The organism is Sphingomonas sp. Ell38C01 (genome assembly GCF_055231975.1).
In genome coordinates, this window is record NZ_JBUYVA010000001.1 from 1446463 (window position 1) to 1462448 (window position 15986).

Here is a 15986-nt window from a genome sequence, read left to right on the forward strand (position 1 = left end):
CAAAAAGGGGGCGGCCTTTCCTGTTTGACGGGACCGCGGCGGCACATTATTGACACCTATGTCAGTAAGGAGTCGACTCATGGCGAAGATGCCCCCGTTTCCCGGTACGTCCGGCCGTCGCGACTGGCGGACCGCGTTCGATGCGATCCGGAAGCTGATGGCGAACGGCGACGACACGACGCAGGTGTTTCGCATCATGCGCGCGCTCAACGTCGGCAATGCGCCGATGAACTATGCCCGGCTGGTCGCGACCGAAGCGGGTGGGCGGATCGCGTACGACCGGGTCGAGCTGGCGGAGCGCTTCTCCGATCCGGCCCTGGTCGCGAGCTTTGCGCCGGGCACGGTGGGGGCGGCGTATCGCCATTTCCTCGAGACGACGGGTTATTCGGCGGACGGGCTGGTGCAGGTCAGCAAGCTGGAGCCGAGCGAGGACGACATGATGCACCCCTATGCCTGGTACGGGCGGCGGGTGCGCGACACGCACGACATCTGGCACGTCCTGACCGGCTACAAGGCCGACGAGAGCATGGGCGAGGCGGCGCTGGTCGCGTTCAGCTATGCGCAGGTCGGCGGGCTGGGCTGGGCATTCATCGGCGCGGCGGCGGCGCTCAAGAGCATCGGCGTGACCAAGGGGACGCTGTTCGCGAAGGCGGTGATCGAGGGATATCGCAATGGTCGCAAGGCGAAGTGGATCTCGGGCGAGGATTACCTGACGCTGCTCCACGAGCCGCTGGAGGCGGCGCGCACCCGGCTGCGGATCGCGACGCCGGTGGCGTATCAGCATGCACAGCGCGAGCTGGGCGAGGAGCTGGCGTCGTATCTGAGCACGCAGCGCGCGAAGGCGGCGGTGGCGGCGTAGGGTTTCGCGCGGAGGCGTCCCGTACCCCGGCGTAGGCCGGGGCCCATGCTCGGCGCGGAGCGCCGAACGCGCTGTCGCGCGTGATTTTCGATTGGGCTGGGCCCCGGCCTGCGCCGGGGTACGGGTGCGCTTGGGGCGGGCGCTGCGTTCAAGACATTGCGTGAACTTCGCGAAGCCGTAGGACGGCGGCGATGCTGTCGCGCCTCGTCCTCACCGATTTCCGCAACCATGCCGCGCTGGCGCTGGCGCCGGGCCCGGGGTTCGTCGTGCTGACGGGGGCGAACGGCGCGGGGAAGACGAATATCCTGGAGGCGGTGTCGTTGCTGGCGCCGGGGCGCGGGCTGCGGCGGGCGGCGCTGTCGCAGATGGCGCGGCAGGGCGGCGCGGGCGGGTTCGGGGTCGCGGCGACGCTGGACGACGCGGTCGAGATCGCGACGGGGACGCTGGCGGACGCGCTCGAGCGGCGGGTGGTGCGGGTCAACGGTGCGGGGTCGACTGCGAACGCGCTGGCGGAGCGGATGGCTGTGCTGTGGCTGACGCCCGCGATGGACCGGCTGTTCGTCGAGCCCGCGGGCGAACGGCGGCGGTTCCTCGACCGGCTGACGCTGGCGCTGTTTCCGGGGCACGGGGTGCAGGCGGGGCGATACGAAGCGGCGATGCGCGCGCGCAACCGGCTGCTGGCGGACGGATCGGGCGACGCGGCGTGGCTGGCGGCGCTCGAGGCGCAGATGGCGACGCACGGCGCGGCGGTCGACGCGGCGCGGCGCGAGGCGGTGGCGCTGCTCGGCGAAAGGCTGGCGGCGGAGGACGAGCGGTTCCCGCGCGCCGCGATCGCGCTGGAAGGATGGGAGGGTGATGCGGGCACGCTCGCGACGACTCTGGCGGAGGCGCGCGCGCGCGATGCGGCGGCGGGGCGCGCGCTGATCGGGCCGCACCGGGTGGACCTGATGGTGACCTATGTCGCGAAGGCGCAGGCGGCGGCGCTGGCGTCGACGGGGGAGCAGAAGGCGCTGCTGCTGGGGATCGTGCTGGCACATGCCGATCTGGTCGCGGCGCGCACCGGTCGCGCACCGTTGCTGCTGCTCGACGAGGTGGCGGCGCATCTCGATCCGGCGCGGCGCGCGGCGCTGTTCGCGCGGCTGGCGGGGCGGGGGCAGGTGTGGATGACGGGGACCGAGGCGGCGCTGTTCGATGCGGTGCCGGGGGATGCGACGCGGGTGGCGGTGGGGTGAGGCAGGCCTGACGATCGACGCGTTTCCCGACTTCGTTCGAAACGAACGGGGCGGGAGTCGAACGAACGCGAAGTGAGGGCGGGCTGAACGGGGCCTGTCGATCGGGGCCATCGCGGGTTCAAGCGCGGCAGGGCATCCGGCGATCCATAGCGGGACCTATGGAGTATCTGTCATGAAGATCATCGCAACCGCATCGTTGCTGCTTGCGGGCATCGCGACTGCGACCCCGGCGCTTGCCCAGCGCGACTGGGACTGGGCGGGCGGGCGCCCGGGCACGCGCGACTATCGGCTGATCGGCGCGGGCGTGCCGTTGCTGTACCCGGAGCTGAGCCGGACCGCGCGCGGGCGTGCGTTCGTGATGCGCAACTTCGACGACAATCGCGACGGCCGCGTCCAGCCGCGCGAGGCGGATGCCGCGAACGCCGCGTTCGCACGGATCGCAGGCGCGCGGCGCGACCGGTTCGACTGGAACGCGCGCGATCGCGGCTATGTCGTGACCGAGACGGTCGTGGAGCGCGATGGCGGCCGCGGCGGATGGGACAGGAGCGCGATGCGCGGCTATGGCTTCCGCCAGACTCCGCGCGGCGCGACGATGACGCTGCAGGAGGACGTGCTGTTCGCGACCGACAGCGCCGTGCTGCGTCCGCAGGGGATCGAGAAACTGCGCGCGCTGGCGGGCTATCTGCGCGACAATCCGGGGGTGCGCATCGCGATCGACGGGCATACCGATTCGCGCGGGACCGACGCGCACAATGACGCGCTGTCGCTGCGCCGCGCGGATGCGGTGCGCATGGCGTTCGATCGTATGGGCGTGACGCGCGCGCGCTTCGCGGTGGCGGGACATGGCGAGCGCGAGCCGGTCGCGACCAACGCGACGCCGCAGGGGATGCGGCTGAACCGGCGGGTGGAGGTGACGCTGCTGGGGCAGCGCGCGGACCGGTTCGGGGATTGAGGGGGCCGGGGTCGGGGCCATGATTCCAAGCCGGTGCCGTCGATAAGTGCGCCGTCACCCCGGCCCTTTCGCCAAGCCCGGGAAAGCCGTGATCCGGGGTTCCGCTTCCTCTCGATCCGTGGCCAGAAGCGGGATCCCGGCTCAAGGCCGGGATGACGTGCAGACAGGGCGCGTCATGTCTCTGGCTGCGGACCTTCCCCGTTGATGGGCCCCTCCAGATGCGTCCATTTCGCTTTCGTTACGCTGCGTGAATCCCTATATACTCGGACATGGCAGACCCCCAGAATACGAACGATTACGGCGCATCCTCGATCAAGGTGCTCAAGGGCCTCGACGCGGTGCGCAAGCGGCCGGGCATGTATATCGGCGATACCGACGACGGATCGGGCCTCCACCACATGGTGTTCGAGGTTTCCGACAACGCGATCGACGAGGCGCTGGCAGGGCATTGCGACCGGATCGACATCGTCCTGAACGCCGATGGATCGGTGAGCGTCACCGACAACGGCCGCGGCATCCCGACCGGCATCCACCCCGAAGAGGGTGTGTCCGCGGCCGAGGTCATCATGACGCAGCTGCATGCGGGCGGGAAGTTCGACAACACCAACGACGACAACGCCTACAAGGTGTCGGGCGGCTTGCACGGCGTCGGCGTGTCGGTGGTCAACGCGCTGAGCGAATGGCTCGACCTGACGATCTGGCGCGACGGCGAAGAGAATTCCATGCGCTTCGCATTCGGCGATGCGGTCGCGCCGCTGAAGATCACGGGCAAGGCGGACGGGCGCAAGGGCACGAAGGTGACGTTCCTGCCGAGTCCCGCCACGTTCAAGATCACGGAATTCGATTTCGACAAGCTGGAGCATCGCTATCGCGAGCTGGCGTTCCTCAACTCGGGCGTGCGGCTGTTCCTGTCCGATGCGCGGCATGAGGAGACGAAGACGGTCGAACTCTATTACGAGGGCGGGATCGCGGCGTTCGTGAAGTATCTCGATCGCAACAAGGCCGCGCTGATGCCCGAGCCGATCGCGATCACCGGGACCCGCGACGACGTGACGATCGACGTCGCGCTGGAGTGGAACGACAGCTATTACGAGAACGTCCTGGCGTTCACCAACAACATCCCGCAGCGCGACGGCGGCACGCACATCGCCGCGTTCCGCGCCGCGCTGACGCGCACGCTGAACAACTATGCCGACAAGAGCGGCATGTTGAAGAAGGAGAAGGTCAGCCTCACCGGTGACGACATGCGTGAGGGGCTCACCGCGATCGTCTCGGTCAAGCTGCCCGATCCGAAATTCTCGTCGCAGACCAAGGACAAGCTGGTGTCGTCCGAGGTGCGCCAGCCGCTCGAAAGCCTGATGGCGGACAAGATGGCGGAGTGGCTGGAGGAAAACCCGCAGACTGCGCGGCAGATCATCCAGAAGGTGATCGATGCCGCCGCCGCGCGCGAGGCGGCGAAGAAGGCGCGCGAGCTGACGCGGCGCAAGGGCGTGATGGATATCGCGTCGCTGCCCGGCAAGCTGGCCGACTGCCAGGAGCGCGACCCGGCGAAGTCCGAGCTGTTCCTGGTCGAGGGCGATTCGGCGGGCGGCTCCGCGAAGCAGGGCCGCGACCGGCATTTCCAGGCGATCCTGCCGCTGCGTGGCAAGATCCTGAACGTCGAGCGCGCGCGATTCGACCGGATGCTGGGGAGCCGCGAGATCGGAACGCTGATCCAGGCGATGGGCACCGGCATCGGGCGCGACGACTTCAACCTCGCCAAGCTGCGCTACCACAAGATCGTCATCATGACCGACGCCGACGTCGACGGCGCGCATATCCGCACGCTGCTGCTGACGTTCTTCTATAGGCAGATGCCCGAGATCATCACCGGCGGGCATCTCTTCATCGCGCAGCCGCCGCTGTACAAGGCGACGCGTGGGCGCTCCGAGGTGTACCTCAAGGACGACCCCGCGCTCGACGAGTATCTGGTCGAGGCCGGCGTCGCGGGAACGATCCTCGAGACGCAGGGCGGCGCGCGGAGCGGCGTGGACCTGCGCGCGCTGGTCGATCATGCGCGGCGGATGCGGACGCTGTCGCGCTACGTGCCGCGGCGCTACGACCCGACGATCGTCGAGGCGCTGGCGCTGGGCGGCGCGCTCGATCCCGATGCGTCGACCGAGGTCCGCGCCGACCGGCTGCTGTCGGTGGTGACGCGGCTCGACGCGGGCGACGCGGAGGCGCGCTGGTCCGCGCAGATCAGCGAGGAGGGCGGCTATCACTTCGCGCGGGTGTGGCGCGGGGTGACCGACCATCATGTTCTGGAAGCGGCGTTCCTCGTCTCGTCCGAAGCGCGCAAGCTGCATGCGCTGTCGGCGGAGCAGGCGGAGGCGTATCTGCTGCCGTCGAAGCTCGTGTCGTCCAAGGCGGTCGCGGCGGCGGATGCCGAGGCGGCGGCCGCGGCGGCGGACCAGAGCGACGAACCCGTCGTGGCGGGCAAGGGCGAGGCGCTGGTATCGCGCCCGTCGCACCTGCTCGAGGCGATCCTGGCGGCCGGGCGCAAGGGCCTGTCGATCCAGCGCTACAAGGGGCTGGGCGAGATGAACCCCGAGCAGTTGTGGGAAACCACGCTCGATCCGTCGGTGCGCTCCATGCTGCGCGTGACCGTCGAGGATACGGTCGCGGCGGGCGATATCTTCGAGCGACTGATGGGCGACGTGGTCGAGCCGCGGCGCGAGTTCATCCAGGAGAATGCGCTGAGCGTGGCGAACCTGGACGTTTGATCGGGGGCGGTCGAGCCCACTTTTTTGTCACTCCGGATCAAGGCTCTACCGAGCCTGTCGAAGCATCCGGGGTGACGGTTGGCAGGAGTTTCCCGTCACGCGCGTGCGAGCGTGTCGATCTCCTGATCGATCAGCGCGTGGAGCGTTGCGATCAGCGCGGGGTCGATCGGTTCGGGCTGCGCGAGCCGGTGGTGGAACAGACCGGTCGAGATCGTCAGGATCGTGTCTGCCAGCAACGTGCGGCGTTCGGCCTTGCCGGGGTCCGGGATCAGGACCTCGAGCGAATCGAGGATGCTCGACCGGATGCGGGTGCGGCAGGATTGCAGGATGGCGGCGATCCGTTCGCTGCGCGACGATTCGGCCATGATCTCCGCCACCAGCCGGCCGCCATCGGGCTTGCTGTCGCCGCCGATGAAGTCGCGGATCCAGCGGCGGACGTCGCCGGCGTCGCGCCGACCGATCGCGCAGCACAGGTCGCTGTCGGTCAGGAACTCGGTCAGGTCGCGCTCTACGATCGCGGCGACGATGTCCTCCTTCGACGCGAAATCGCGGTAGATCTGGCCGACGAGCACGCCCGAATGTTTCGCGATCTGTGCGATGCCGGTGGCGTGGAACCCGTTTTCCGCAAAAAGCTCCCGGGCAACCTGGATCAATTTCTCGCGTCGTGCGTCCGCCCTGCTGGGCGGAGCGCAGCCGAAAGCCGCGCATAGGGTGTTCGTCAACTCCGTCTCCGATCCTTGCGGCTTGACCGCCTGATTTGTTCGCAGTAGCAGCAAAAGCGTTAGTGAGCGTTCACTCACATATCATCTTCCGGCGAGAATTGCATGTCCTATATCCGAACCGCGGCGCCCGCGCTCGTCCTGATGCTGTCCGCCTGTGGTGGCGGGGGCGAGCAGCAGCAGGCTCCTCAAGGCCCGCCGCAAGTGTCGGTGATGGCGGTGTCGCAGTCGTCGGTGACGCTGACGACCGAGCTGCCGGGACGTACATCGGCGTATGAAACATCGGAAGTCCGCCCGCAAGTCAATGGCTTGATCCTGGCGCGTCTGTTCGAGGAGGGCGATTCGGTCAGCAAGGGCCAGGCGCTCTACCGCGTCGACCCGCAGCCCTACATGGCGGCGGTCGCGAGTGCGCGGGCCGCGGTGGCGCGTGCGCGCGCGGCGATCGCGTCGAGCGCGGCGCTCCAGCGGCGCTACGGCGAGCTGGTGAAGATCAACGCGATCTCGAAGCAGGATTACGAGAACGCGATCACGACCGCGCAGCAGGCGCAGGCCGACGTGGCCGCGCAGCAGGCCGCGCTGCGCACCGCGCAGATCGATCTGGCGCGCACGACGATCCGCGCGCCGATCTCCGGCCGGATCGGGCGATCGGTGGTGACGACGGGCGCGCTGGTGTCCGCCTCGCAGACCAATGCGCTGGCGACGATCCAGCGGCTCGACCCGATCTATGTCGACATCCAGCAATCGAGCGCCGACCTGCTGCGGCTGCGCCAGCAGATCATGGCGGGCGACCTGTCGCGCGGCGGTGGCGCGGCGCGGGTGAAGCTGAAGCTGGAGGACGGATCGACCTATCCGATCGAGGGCACGCTGCAGTTCGCGGACGTGACGGTCGACCCGACGACGGGGACGCAGACGGTGCGCGCGCGGTTCGCGAACCCGCGCGGGCTGCTGCTGCCGGGGATGTACGTGCGCGCCGAACTGGTCGAGGGCACGCAGGCGCAGGCGATCACGGTGCCGCAGCGCGCGGTCAGCCGCGACGAGAAGGGCAACGGCACCGTGATGGTGGTCGGCGCCGGGGACAAGATCGAGGTGCGCGTGCTGACGACGGCGCGGACGGTCGGCGATGCCTGGCTGGTGACCAAGGGGCTGAAACCGGGCGACAAGGTCATCATGGAAGGCGCACAGATGTTGCGCCCGGGCACCCCCGTTAAGGCGGTGCCGTACGATCCCGACGCGAAGCCGCCGCAGCCGGGAGCGCCGGGCGGCGCGCCCGGTGCGGCCCCGGCAGAGGCGAAGTAAGCCCCCATGGCCCGTTATTTCATCGATCGACCCATCTTCGCATGGGTCATCGCGATCGTCCTGATGCTGGCCGGCGCGATCGCGATCCGGTCGCTGCCGATCGCGCAGTTCCCCGCGATCGCGCCGCCCGCGGTGTCGATCACCGCGACCTATCCGGGGGCGGACGCGCAGACGCTGGAGAACACGACGACGCAGATCATCGAGCAGCAGCTGAAGGGGATCGACAATCTCCGCTACTTCTCGTCCTCGTCCTCGTCGGCGGGATCGGTCGTCATCACGCTGACGTTCGAGCAGGGCACCGATCCCGACATCGCGCAGGTGCAGGTGCAGAACAAGCTGCAGGCGGCGACGCCGCTGCTGCCGCAGGAGGTCCAGCGCCAGGGGCTGATCGTCGCGAAGGCGACACAGAACTTCCTGATGTTCGTCGGGCTGTATTCGGAAAACGGTACGCACGACGACGTCGACCTGGCGGACTATATCGTCTCGAAGCTGCAGGATCCGCTGGCGCGTGTCGGCGGTGTCGGCGACACGCAGGTGTTCGGATCGCAATATGCGATGCGGGTGTGGGTCGATCCGATCAAGCTGAACAACTATGCGCTGACGATGGCGGACGTGACGGCGGCGATCACCGCGCAGAACGCGCAGGTCTCCGCAGGCCAGCTCGGCGCGCAGCCGGCGCCAAAGGAGCAGATGCTCAACGCCACCGTATCGGTCGCGTCGCGGCTGACCACGCCGGAGGAGTTCGGCAGGATCCGGCTGAAGAGCAACGGCGACGGATCGATCGTCAGGCTGTCCGACGTGGCGCGCGTCGCGATCGGCGCGGAGAATTACGGCTTCTCGGCGCAGTGGAACGGGAAGCCCGCATCGGGCATCGGCATCAAGCTGGCGCCGGGGGCGAACGCGCTCGACACCGTCACGGCGGTGAAAGCGAAGGTCGATTCGATCGCGAAGCAGTTCCCCGCCGACGTGAAGGTCATCTATCCCTATGACACCTCGCCGTTCGTGCGGCTGTCGGTGGAACAGGTGATCCATACGCTGATCGAGGCGGTGGTGCTCGTCTTCCTCGTCATGTTCCTGTTCCTCCAGAACTGGCGCGCGACGCTGATCCCGACGATCGCGGTGCCGATCGTGCTCCTGGGCACCTTCGCGATCCTGAGCGCGGCAGGCTATTCGATCAACACGCTGACGCTGTTCGGCATGGTGCTCGCGATCGGATTGCTGGTCGACGACGCGATCGTCGTCGTCGAGAATGTCGAGCGGCTGATCGTCGACGAGGGGCTGAGCCCCAAGGAAGCCGCGCGCAAGTCGATGGACGAGATCAGCGGCGCGCTGATCGGGATCGGGCTGGTGCTGTCCGCGGTGTTCCTGCCGATGGCGTTCTTCGGCGGATCGACGGGCGTGATCTATCGCCAGTTCTCGATCACGATCGTGTCGGCGATGGTGCTGTCGGTCGCGGTCGCGCTGATCCTGACTCCGGCGCTGTGCGCGACGATCCTGAAGCCGCACGATCCCCAGAAGAAGGAGGGCAACGGCATATTCGCGCGCTTCTTCCGCTGGTTCAACCGCGTGTTCGATAAAGGGCAGGCGAAGTACGAGAAGGGCGTGCGGCGGACGGCACGAAGCTGGAAGCGGTCGATGCTCGTCTATGTGCTGATCGTGCTGGGAATGGGCTTCCTGTTCTTCCGCCTGCCCGCGGGCTTCCTGCCCGAAGAGGACCAGGGGATCATGATCGCCCTGGTCCAGGGGCCGTCGGGCGCCACCACCGCACGGACGCAAAAGGGGCTCGACGCGGTCAAGGACCATTTCCTCAAGCAGGAGGGCGGCAACGTCCAGGGCGTCTTCACCGTCAACGGGTTCAGCTTCGCCGGGCAGGGGCAGAACAGCGGCATCGCGTTCATTCCGCTCACGCAGTGGGACGACCGGTCAGGCGCCGCGAACAAGGCGCAGGCGATCGCGGGGCGCGCGATGGGCGCGCTGTCGCAGTTCAAGGACGCGACGATCTTCGCGGTGATCCCGCCGGCGGTGCAGGAACTGGGCAACGCCAGCGGGTTCGATCTCCAGCTGGTCGACGAGACCGGGATCGGGCATGCGCGGCTGCTCGCCGCACGCAACCAGATGCTGGGCATGGCCTCGCAGGACAAGTCGATGGTCGGCGTGCGGCCCAACGCGCTCGACGACGCGCCGCAGCTGAAGATCGAGGTCGACCAGGACAAGGCGCGCGCGCTGGGTCTTGATCTGGCGACGGTGAACAGCACGATCGCGACCGCATGGGGCGGCGCGTACGTCAACGACTTCATCGATCGCGGTCGCGTCAAGCGGGTCTATATCCAGGCGGACGAGCCCTATCGGCTGAAGCCGGAAGACGTCGCCAACTTCTACGTCCGCGGCGAAAGCGGCACGATGGCGCCGTTCTCCGCCTTCTCGACGTTGTCGTGGTCGCAGGCGCCGGCACAGCTGACGCGCTATAACGGCCTGCCCGCGATGGAGATCCTGGGCCAGCCCGCGCCGGGCGTCTCGTCGGGTGCGGCGATGGCGGCGGTGGAGGCGATGCATGCGAAGCTCCCGCCGGGCACCGCGCTCGAATGGACCGGGCTGTCCTACGAGGAACGCCTGTCGGGCGGGCAGGCACCGGCACTGTACGGGTTGTCGCTGCTGATCGTGTTCCTGTGCCTCGCGGCGCTGTACGAAAGCTGGTCGGTGCCGATCTCGGTGCTGCTGGTGGTGCCGCTGGGCGTGCTGGGCGCGATCCTGGCGGCGACGCTGACGGGGCTGAACAACGACATCTACCTGCAGGTGGGCCTCATCACGACGATCGGCGTGTCCGCGAAGAACGCGATCCTGATCGTCGAGTTCGCGGAGGAACGGATCGCGGAAGGGATGTCGGCGTTCGACGCCGCGATCGAGGCCGCGAAGCTGCGACTGCGGCCGATCCTGATGACCTCGCTGGCCTTCGTGTTCGGTGTGCTGCCGCTGGCGGTGTCGACCGGCGCGGGCGCGGGCGGGCAGAACGCGATCGGGCGCGCGGTGGTGGGCGGCATGCTGTCCGCGACGGTGCTCGCGATCTTCTTCGTGCCGATGTTCTTCGTCGTCGTCTCGCGGTTGTTCGGGCATGGAAAGGCCGAGGATCGCCCCGACGCCCCGTCGCACACGCCCGATGCGGAGGGCGACGAACCCGTGTCGCCGAAACCGGCAAACCATCCGGGCGGCACCGCGCCGCAGGGAGCATGACAGTGAATCGTCCCCTTCTCGCCGCACTGGCGCTGTCGACCGCACTCGCCGGGTGCAACATGGCGCCCAAATATATCCGCCCGGCCGGCGCCGTTCCCGCGACGCTGCCGGAGGGCGGGGTCTATCCGCCCGCCGCGAGCGACGCCGCGGACGTGACGAAGATCGGATGGAAGCAGTTCTTCACCGATCCGCGGCTCCAGCAGACGATCGACCTGGCGCTTGCCAACAACCGCGACCTCAGGATCGCCGCAGGCAACGTGCTCCAGGCGCGTGCGCAGTACCGCGTCACCCGCGCGGACCGGCTGCCGACGGTCAACACCAGCGCGACCGCGACGATCACCAACAACATCACGGGGCTCACCGGCGGTGCGCCGGTGGGCGGAACGGGTGCGTCGGCGGGAACGATCGAGATCTACCAGGCGCAGGTCGGCGTCTCGGCGTTCGAGCTCGACCTGTTCGGGCGGGTGAAGAACCTGAGCGAGGCCGCGCTCCAGCAATATTTCGCGAGCGAGGAGGCGCAGCGGACCGCGCGGATCACGCTGATCGCGGAGACCGCGTCGGCCTGGGCGACGCTGGCGTCGGACCAGGATCTGCTGGCGATCGCCAGGGACACGCTCAAGAGTTTCGAGCAGAGCCTGACGCTGACGCGCGCGCAGTTCCGCATCGGCGTCGCGTCCGAACTGGAGGCGCGGCAGGCGGAGACGCAGTATCAGAGCGCGCGCAACGACATCGCGACGTTGCAGGCCCGCATCGCGCAGGACCAGAACGCGCTGAACCTGCTCGCGGGGACGACCGTGCCCGTCGAGGTGCTGCCCGCGGGCCTCGGCACCGGCGATGTCGCGCTGGCGGACCTGCCCGCGAACCTGTCGTCCGACGTGCTGCTGCGGCGTCCGGACGTGTTGCGCGCGGAGCATCTGCTGATCTCGGAGAACGCCAATATCGGCGCGGCACGTGCGGCGCTGTTCCCCAGGATCTCGCTGACCGCGACGCTGGGAACGATCAGCACCGCGCTGGGCAGCCTGTTCGGCGCGGGCACCGATGCATGGACGGTGAATCCGCAGGCGACGTTCCCGATCTTCGATTTCGGGCGGCGCAAGGGCAATCTGCGCTATGCCGAGGCGAGCCAGCAGGTGGCGGTCTCGACCTATGAGAAAACGCTCCAGACCGCGTTCCGCGAAGTGTCCGACGCGCTGGCGACGCGCGGGACGATCGGCGAGCAGGTGTCCGCCCGCACTGCGCAGACGGAGGCGGCGGTGGTGACCGCGCGGCTGTCCGATGCGCGGTATCGCGCGGGGGTCGATTCGTTCCTGACGACGCTCGATTCGCAGCGGACCGCCTATGCCGCGCGGCAGGCGCTGGTCACGACGCGGCTCTCGCGGATCAGCAATCTGGTCGAGCTGTACCGCTCGCTGGGGGGCGGGCTCAACTGACCCCTTGCAGCCGGCGACGAAAGGCGTACCCTCTCTTCAAAATAAGGAGAGAGACGATGGGCTTCGAGCTGCCGGACGCGCGGAATGTGAGCGGGGAGGAGGCGATCGTCATCCTCCAGAGCCTGCTATGCCTGTTGCGCGAGAAGAACGTGCTGTCGCGCGCCGACATCGAGGACCTCCGCCACAAGGTCGAGGTGCGCGTCGCGCAGCGCGATCTCGATCCGCTGCCCTGCTGCGTCGAGAGTGCGACCGCGGCGGCCAACGAAATGGCCAAGATCGAGGGGTATATCGGGCGGCGTTATGGCGGAAAGCACCGGCGGAACTGAAGGAAGGGGCGGCGTCGCGCGACCGCGCGCGGCTTGGCCCGTCGGTCGCGGCGGCGCTGGTCGGAGGCGTGATCTGGGTCATGTCCGGCGCGCCGGCCGGGCATTCCGGGGAGTTCGCAAGGGCGCGGACCGATCAGGTCGCCGAGATCGAGCAGCGATGCGGCCGGGCCGACGATGGTATACGACGGATGCTCGAGAGCGGCGCAAAGTGCCTGAACGTCTCCGCGTTCGCGGTCGATTCGTCGATGACCGGATCACCCTCCCGAAACGGATCCCGGGATTTCGCGCGGATCACGGTCGATCCGCGGTTTCACATCATCCTCGATAAGGCGAACGACCAGTCCCGGCATATCTTCCGGGTCGACCGGCGGCTCGCGGACAGCAGGGCGGGTACAGGTTGATCTGCGGAGATCCGACACCGGGGCTTTACTACCAGTACGGATCCGCATTGCGCTGGGATCGCGGCGCTGCGACGCTGTACCCCGACGTTCCGCGTGACGACGCTGCCGCCCGCGCTATGGTCGCGCAGGCCGAACGCTATCTCGCCAACGCAGAAAGGCCGCATCGATGATCCTGCTCGCGCTGCTGCTCCAGACGACGCCGGTCGAGCCGATCGTGCGCGGCACCGCGCTGCCGCCGCCGGGCACCGAGGAGGCGGGCGTGATGCGGCCGGTCGATGCGGTGTTGCGCGCGATCGAGCGGGGCGACGGGGCGGCGGTTCTGGCGTCGACGCGCGCGGATGGGCTGGCCACGGTCGCGGAGGAGGGGCAGCCGGTGCGGTCCACGCGATGGGCGCAGGTGGCGTCGGGGATGACGCCGGGCGCGGACCGGCTGTCGGAGACGCTGGGGACGCCCGCGATCGAGATCGACGGCGACGTCGCGATGGTGTGGGCGCCGTACCGGTTCGCGGTGAACGGGCGCGTGACGCATTGCGGATACGATCATTTCGACGTCGTGCGCGAGGGCGGCACGTGGCGCGTGCTCAACGCGACATGGTCGAAGCGGACGACGGGGTGCGACGGGTGATGACCGTCATCCGGGCGAAGGCTGGGGTCTCTTGCAGCGAGGCGCGCCCGTGCGGAGAGCGATCCCGGCTTCCGCTGGGATGACGGTCACCCCTCGTCCCGCAATGGCCGCGAAAGCAGGTCCGCGATCACGTCGCCCGGACCCGCGCCCTGAAGCAGCGCGCAGACCGCGGCGACGATCGGCATATCGACGCCCGCCTCCGCCGCCGCCTCACGAAGAACGGGGGCGGTGAACGCGCCTTCCGCGACGGTGCGGCGGTCGGCGAGCAGCGCCTGCGCGGGCGTGCCGCGGCCGAGCCCGACGCCGAGCGAGAAGTTGCGCGAACTGGTCGACGAGCAGGTGAGGACGAGGTCGCCCAGCCCCGATAGCCCGGCGAGCGTCTCGGCACGCGCGCCGCGGGCGAGGCCGAAGCGCGTCATCTCCGCGAAGCCGCGCGCGATCAGCGCGGCGCGTGCGTTCTGGCCGAGGCCGGCGCCCTCGACGACGCCGCACGCGATCGCCAGGACGTTCTTGACCGCGCCGCCGATCTCCGCGCCCGCGACGTCGGTCGACGCGTAGGTGCGGAAGGCGGGGCCGGCGAGCCGCGCGGCGAGTGCGGCGGCGAGGACCGAGTCCGTGCACGCCAGCGTCACCGCGGTGGGCAGGCCGGCGGCGACCTCGTACGCGAAGGTGGGGCCGGAGAGCACCGCGATCGGCGCGTCCGGGCACGTCTCGCGCGCGATTTCCCCGACGAGGCGGCGGGTGCCCGCCTCGATTCCCTTGGCGCACAGGATCAGCGGACGCGTGCCGACCGGCGCCGCGGCGAGGACCGCGCGGATATGCTGCGCGGGGGCGACGACGAGCAGCGCGTCGCGATCGGCAAGATCGGCGAGGTCGCCGGTCGGAACGATCGCGTCGGATAGGGTGACGCCGGGGAGGAAGGCGGCGTTGATGCGCGTCGTCGCGATCGTTGTGACCACGTCGGGCTCGCGCGCCCAGAGGCGGACGGTGTCGCCCGATCGCGCCGCGACCTGCGCGAGCGCGGTGCCCCAGGCGCCGCCGCCGATGACGCCGATTCTCATGCCTTCACCCCCGCGCCGCGCACGGCTTCCGCGCCGGGATCGAGCGGCCAGCGCGCGCGCGCGGGCGTGTCGAGCGGATCGGTGAGGCCCGCGGCGAAGCGCTCCGCGCCGGCCCAGGCGATCATCGCGGCATTGTCGGTGCACAGCCATAACGGCGGCGCGACGAAGCGCAGCGCGTGATCGTCGGCGAGCCGGCGCAGCGCGTCGCGGACCGCGGTGTTGGCGGCGACCCCGCCCGCGACGACGAGCGCGGTGGCGTCGCCGCTGGCGCGGACCGCGCGGGTGGTGCGGTCGATCAGGCAATCGACGACCGCGGCCTGGAACGAGGCGGCGATGTCCTCGGGCGCATGGTGGCCGACCGCGCGTGCGACCGCGCTCTTGAGGCCTGCGAAGGAAAAATGCGGCTCGGGGGAGCCCTTGAGCGGACGCGGGAGCGGAACCGCGCGGGGGTCGCCCGCCAGCGCGGCGCGCTCGACCGCGGGGCCGCCGGGAAAGCCGAGCCCGAGCAGCTTGGCGGTCTTGTCGAACGCCTCGCCGACCGCATCGTCGATCGTCGTCGCGAGCCGGCGATAGCGGCCGACGCCCTCGACGCGGAGCAGCTGGCAATGCCCGCCCGAGACGAGGAGGAGGAGGTAGGGGAAGGCGAGATCGGGGTCCGACAGCCGCGGGCTGAGCGCGTGCCCCTCGAGATGATTGACCGCGACGAAGGGCTTGCCCGCGGCGTGCGCGAGCGCCTTGCCGGTGACGAGCCCGACCATGACGCCGCCGATGAGGCCCGGCCCTGCGGTGGCGGCGACCGCGTCGACGTCGGCCAGCGTGATGCCCGCATCGGCGAGCGCGGCGGCGATCAGCGGCTCCAACGCCTCGACATGCGCGCGCGCGGCGATTTCGGGGACGACGCCGCCATAGGGACGGTGCGCGGCTTCCTGCCCCGCGAGGCGGTGCGCCAGCACCTGCCGGTCGCCGGTGACGAGCGCGGCGGCGGTTTCGTCGCACGAGGATTCGAGGCCGAGGATGAGCATGCGGTCGTCGTAGCGGCTCGGCGGGAGGTTGTCGAAGGGCGGGCGACCCGCACTCCATAATCGTCACCCCGGA

13 protein-coding genes are annotated in these 15986 nt (G+C 69.4%); 10 read left to right on the forward strand and 3 right to left on the reverse strand.

The window, feature by feature from the left end:
* The first annotated feature begins 79 nt into the window (after positions 1-79).
* The 4 genes from ACV7NO_RS06855 (at position 80) to gyrB (ending at position 5805) form a co-directional block, all read left to right on the forward strand.
* Positions 80-859 carry a Coq4 family protein gene (locus tag ACV7NO_RS06855; RefSeq protein ID WP_463405262.1) on the forward strand — a complete coding sequence of 260 codons (780 nt, stop codon included), beginning with the start codon at positions 80-82 and terminating at the stop codon, positions 857-859.
* Positions 860-1050: 191 nt separating this feature from the next.
* Positions 1051-2091: a DNA replication/repair protein RecF gene (gene recF / locus ACV7NO_RS06860; protein ID WP_463405263.1), complete on the forward strand. Its 1041-nt coding sequence runs from the start codon at positions 1051-1053 to the stop codon at positions 2089-2091.
* Positions 2092-2263: 172 nt separating this feature from the next.
* Complete coding sequence (locus ACV7NO_RS06865) at positions 2264-3043, forward strand: OmpA family protein (protein ID WP_463405264.1); 780 nt, start codon at positions 2264-2266, stop codon at positions 3041-3043.
* 269 nt (positions 3044-3312) lie between these two features.
* Positions 3313-5805, forward strand: coding sequence for a DNA topoisomerase (ATP-hydrolyzing) subunit B (gene gyrB / locus ACV7NO_RS06870; protein WP_463405265.1), 2493 nt, complete (start codon positions 3313-3315; stop codon positions 5803-5805).
* 95 nt (positions 5806-5900) lie between these two features.
* Here gyrB and ACV7NO_RS06875 read toward each other — a convergent pair whose 3' ends face one another.
* Positions 5901-6458 carry a TetR/AcrR family transcriptional regulator gene (locus ACV7NO_RS06875; protein WP_463405266.1) on the reverse strand — a complete coding sequence of 186 codons (558 nt, stop codon included), beginning with the start codon at positions 6456-6458 and terminating at the stop codon, positions 5901-5903.
* A gap of 171 nt (positions 6459-6629) precedes the next feature.
* Here ACV7NO_RS06875 and ACV7NO_RS06880 point away from each other — a divergent pair, with 171 nt between their 5' ends.
* From ACV7NO_RS06880 to ACV7NO_RS06905, 6 genes are all read left to right on the forward strand, one after another.
* The gene (locus ACV7NO_RS06880) at positions 6630-7820 is read left to right on the forward strand and encodes an efflux RND transporter periplasmic adaptor subunit (RefSeq protein WP_463405267.1); all 1191 of its coding nucleotides are present in this window, start codon (positions 6630-6632) and stop codon (positions 7818-7820) included.
* 6 nt (positions 7821-7826) lie between these two features.
* Positions 7827-11048: an efflux RND transporter permease subunit gene (locus tag ACV7NO_RS06885; RefSeq protein WP_463405268.1), complete on the forward strand. Its 3222-nt coding sequence runs from the start codon at positions 7827-7829 to the stop codon at positions 11046-11048.
* Complete coding sequence (locus ACV7NO_RS06890; protein ID WP_463405269.1) at positions 11045-12478, forward strand: efflux transporter outer membrane subunit; 1434 nt, start codon at positions 11045-11047, stop codon at positions 12476-12478. The genes ACV7NO_RS06885 and ACV7NO_RS06890 overlap by 4 nt, the downstream gene beginning before the upstream one ends.
* Before the next feature lie 56 nt (positions 12479-12534).
* Positions 12535-12804 carry a hypothetical protein gene (locus tag ACV7NO_RS06895; RefSeq protein WP_463405270.1) on the forward strand — a complete coding sequence of 90 codons (270 nt, stop codon included), beginning with the start codon at positions 12535-12537 and terminating at the stop codon, positions 12802-12804.
* Between the two features lie 80 nt (positions 12805-12884).
* Positions 12885-13205: a hypothetical protein gene (locus ACV7NO_RS06900; RefSeq protein WP_463405271.1), complete on the forward strand. Its 321-nt coding sequence runs from the start codon at positions 12885-12887 to the stop codon at positions 13203-13205.
* Between the two features lie 166 nt (positions 13206-13371).
* A complete protein-coding gene (locus tag ACV7NO_RS06905) occupies positions 13372-13830 on the forward strand; it encodes a nuclear transport factor 2 family protein (protein ID WP_463405272.1) in 459 nt (152 codons plus the stop codon).
* Positions 13831-13916: 86 nt separating this feature from the next.
* Here ACV7NO_RS06905 and ACV7NO_RS06910 read toward each other — a convergent pair whose 3' ends face one another.
* Together ACV7NO_RS06910 and tsaD are read right to left on the reverse strand one after the other, a co-directional pair.
* Positions 13917-14891, reverse strand: coding sequence for an NAD(P)H-dependent glycerol-3-phosphate dehydrogenase (locus ACV7NO_RS06910; protein WP_463405273.1), 975 nt, complete (start codon positions 14889-14891; stop codon positions 13917-13919).
* Positions 14888-15913 carry a tRNA (adenosine(37)-N6)-threonylcarbamoyltransferase complex transferase subunit TsaD gene (tsaD, locus tag ACV7NO_RS06915; protein ID WP_463405274.1) on the reverse strand — a complete coding sequence of 342 codons (1026 nt, stop codon included), beginning with the start codon at positions 15911-15913 and terminating at the stop codon, positions 14888-14890. Before tsaD ends, ACV7NO_RS06910 begins: the two co-directional genes overlap by 4 nt.
* Positions 15914-15986 lie beyond the last annotated feature (73 nt).

Bases quoted from the DNA above. Each gene is read 5' to 3' on its own strand.
- ACV7NO_RS06880 (WP_463405267.1), top strand. From the start codon at position 6,630: ATGTCCTATATCCGAACCGCGGCGCCCGCGCTCGTCCTGATGCTGTCC.
- recF (WP_463405263.1), top strand. From the start codon at position 1,051: ATGCTGTCGCGCCTCGTCCTCACCGATTTCCGCAACCATGCCGCGCTG.
- tsaD (WP_463405274.1), bottom strand. From the start codon at position 15,913: ATGCTCATCCTCGGCCTCGAATCCTCGTGCGACGAAACCGCCGCCGCG.
- ACV7NO_RS06890 (WP_463405269.1), top strand. From the start codon at position 11,045: ATGACAGTGAATCGTCCCCTTCTCGCCGCACTGGCGCTGTCGACCGCA.
- ACV7NO_RS06885 (WP_463405268.1), top strand. From the start codon at position 7,827: ATGGCCCGTTATTTCATCGATCGACCCATCTTCGCATGGGTCATCGCG.
- ACV7NO_RS06895 (WP_463405270.1), top strand. From the start codon at position 12,535: ATGGGCTTCGAGCTGCCGGACGCGCGGAATGTGAGCGGGGAGGAGGCG.
- ACV7NO_RS06855 (WP_463405262.1), top strand. From the start codon at position 80: ATGGCGAAGATGCCCCCGTTTCCCGGTACGTCCGGCCGTCGCGACTGG.
- ACV7NO_RS06905 (WP_463405272.1), top strand. From the start codon at position 13,372: ATGATCCTGCTCGCGCTGCTGCTCCAGACGACGCCGGTCGAGCCGATC.
- ACV7NO_RS06900 (WP_463405271.1), top strand. From the start codon at position 12,885: ATGTCCGGCGCGCCGGCCGGGCATTCCGGGGAGTTCGCAAGGGCGCGG.
- gyrB (WP_463405265.1), top strand. From the start codon at position 3,313: ATGGCAGACCCCCAGAATACGAACGATTACGGCGCATCCTCGATCAAG.
- ACV7NO_RS06910 (WP_463405273.1), bottom strand. From the start codon at position 14,891: ATGAGAATCGGCGTCATCGGCGGCGGCGCCTGGGGCACCGCGCTCGCG.
- ACV7NO_RS06865 (WP_463405264.1), top strand. From the start codon at position 2,264: ATGAAGATCATCGCAACCGCATCGTTGCTGCTTGCGGGCATCGCGACT.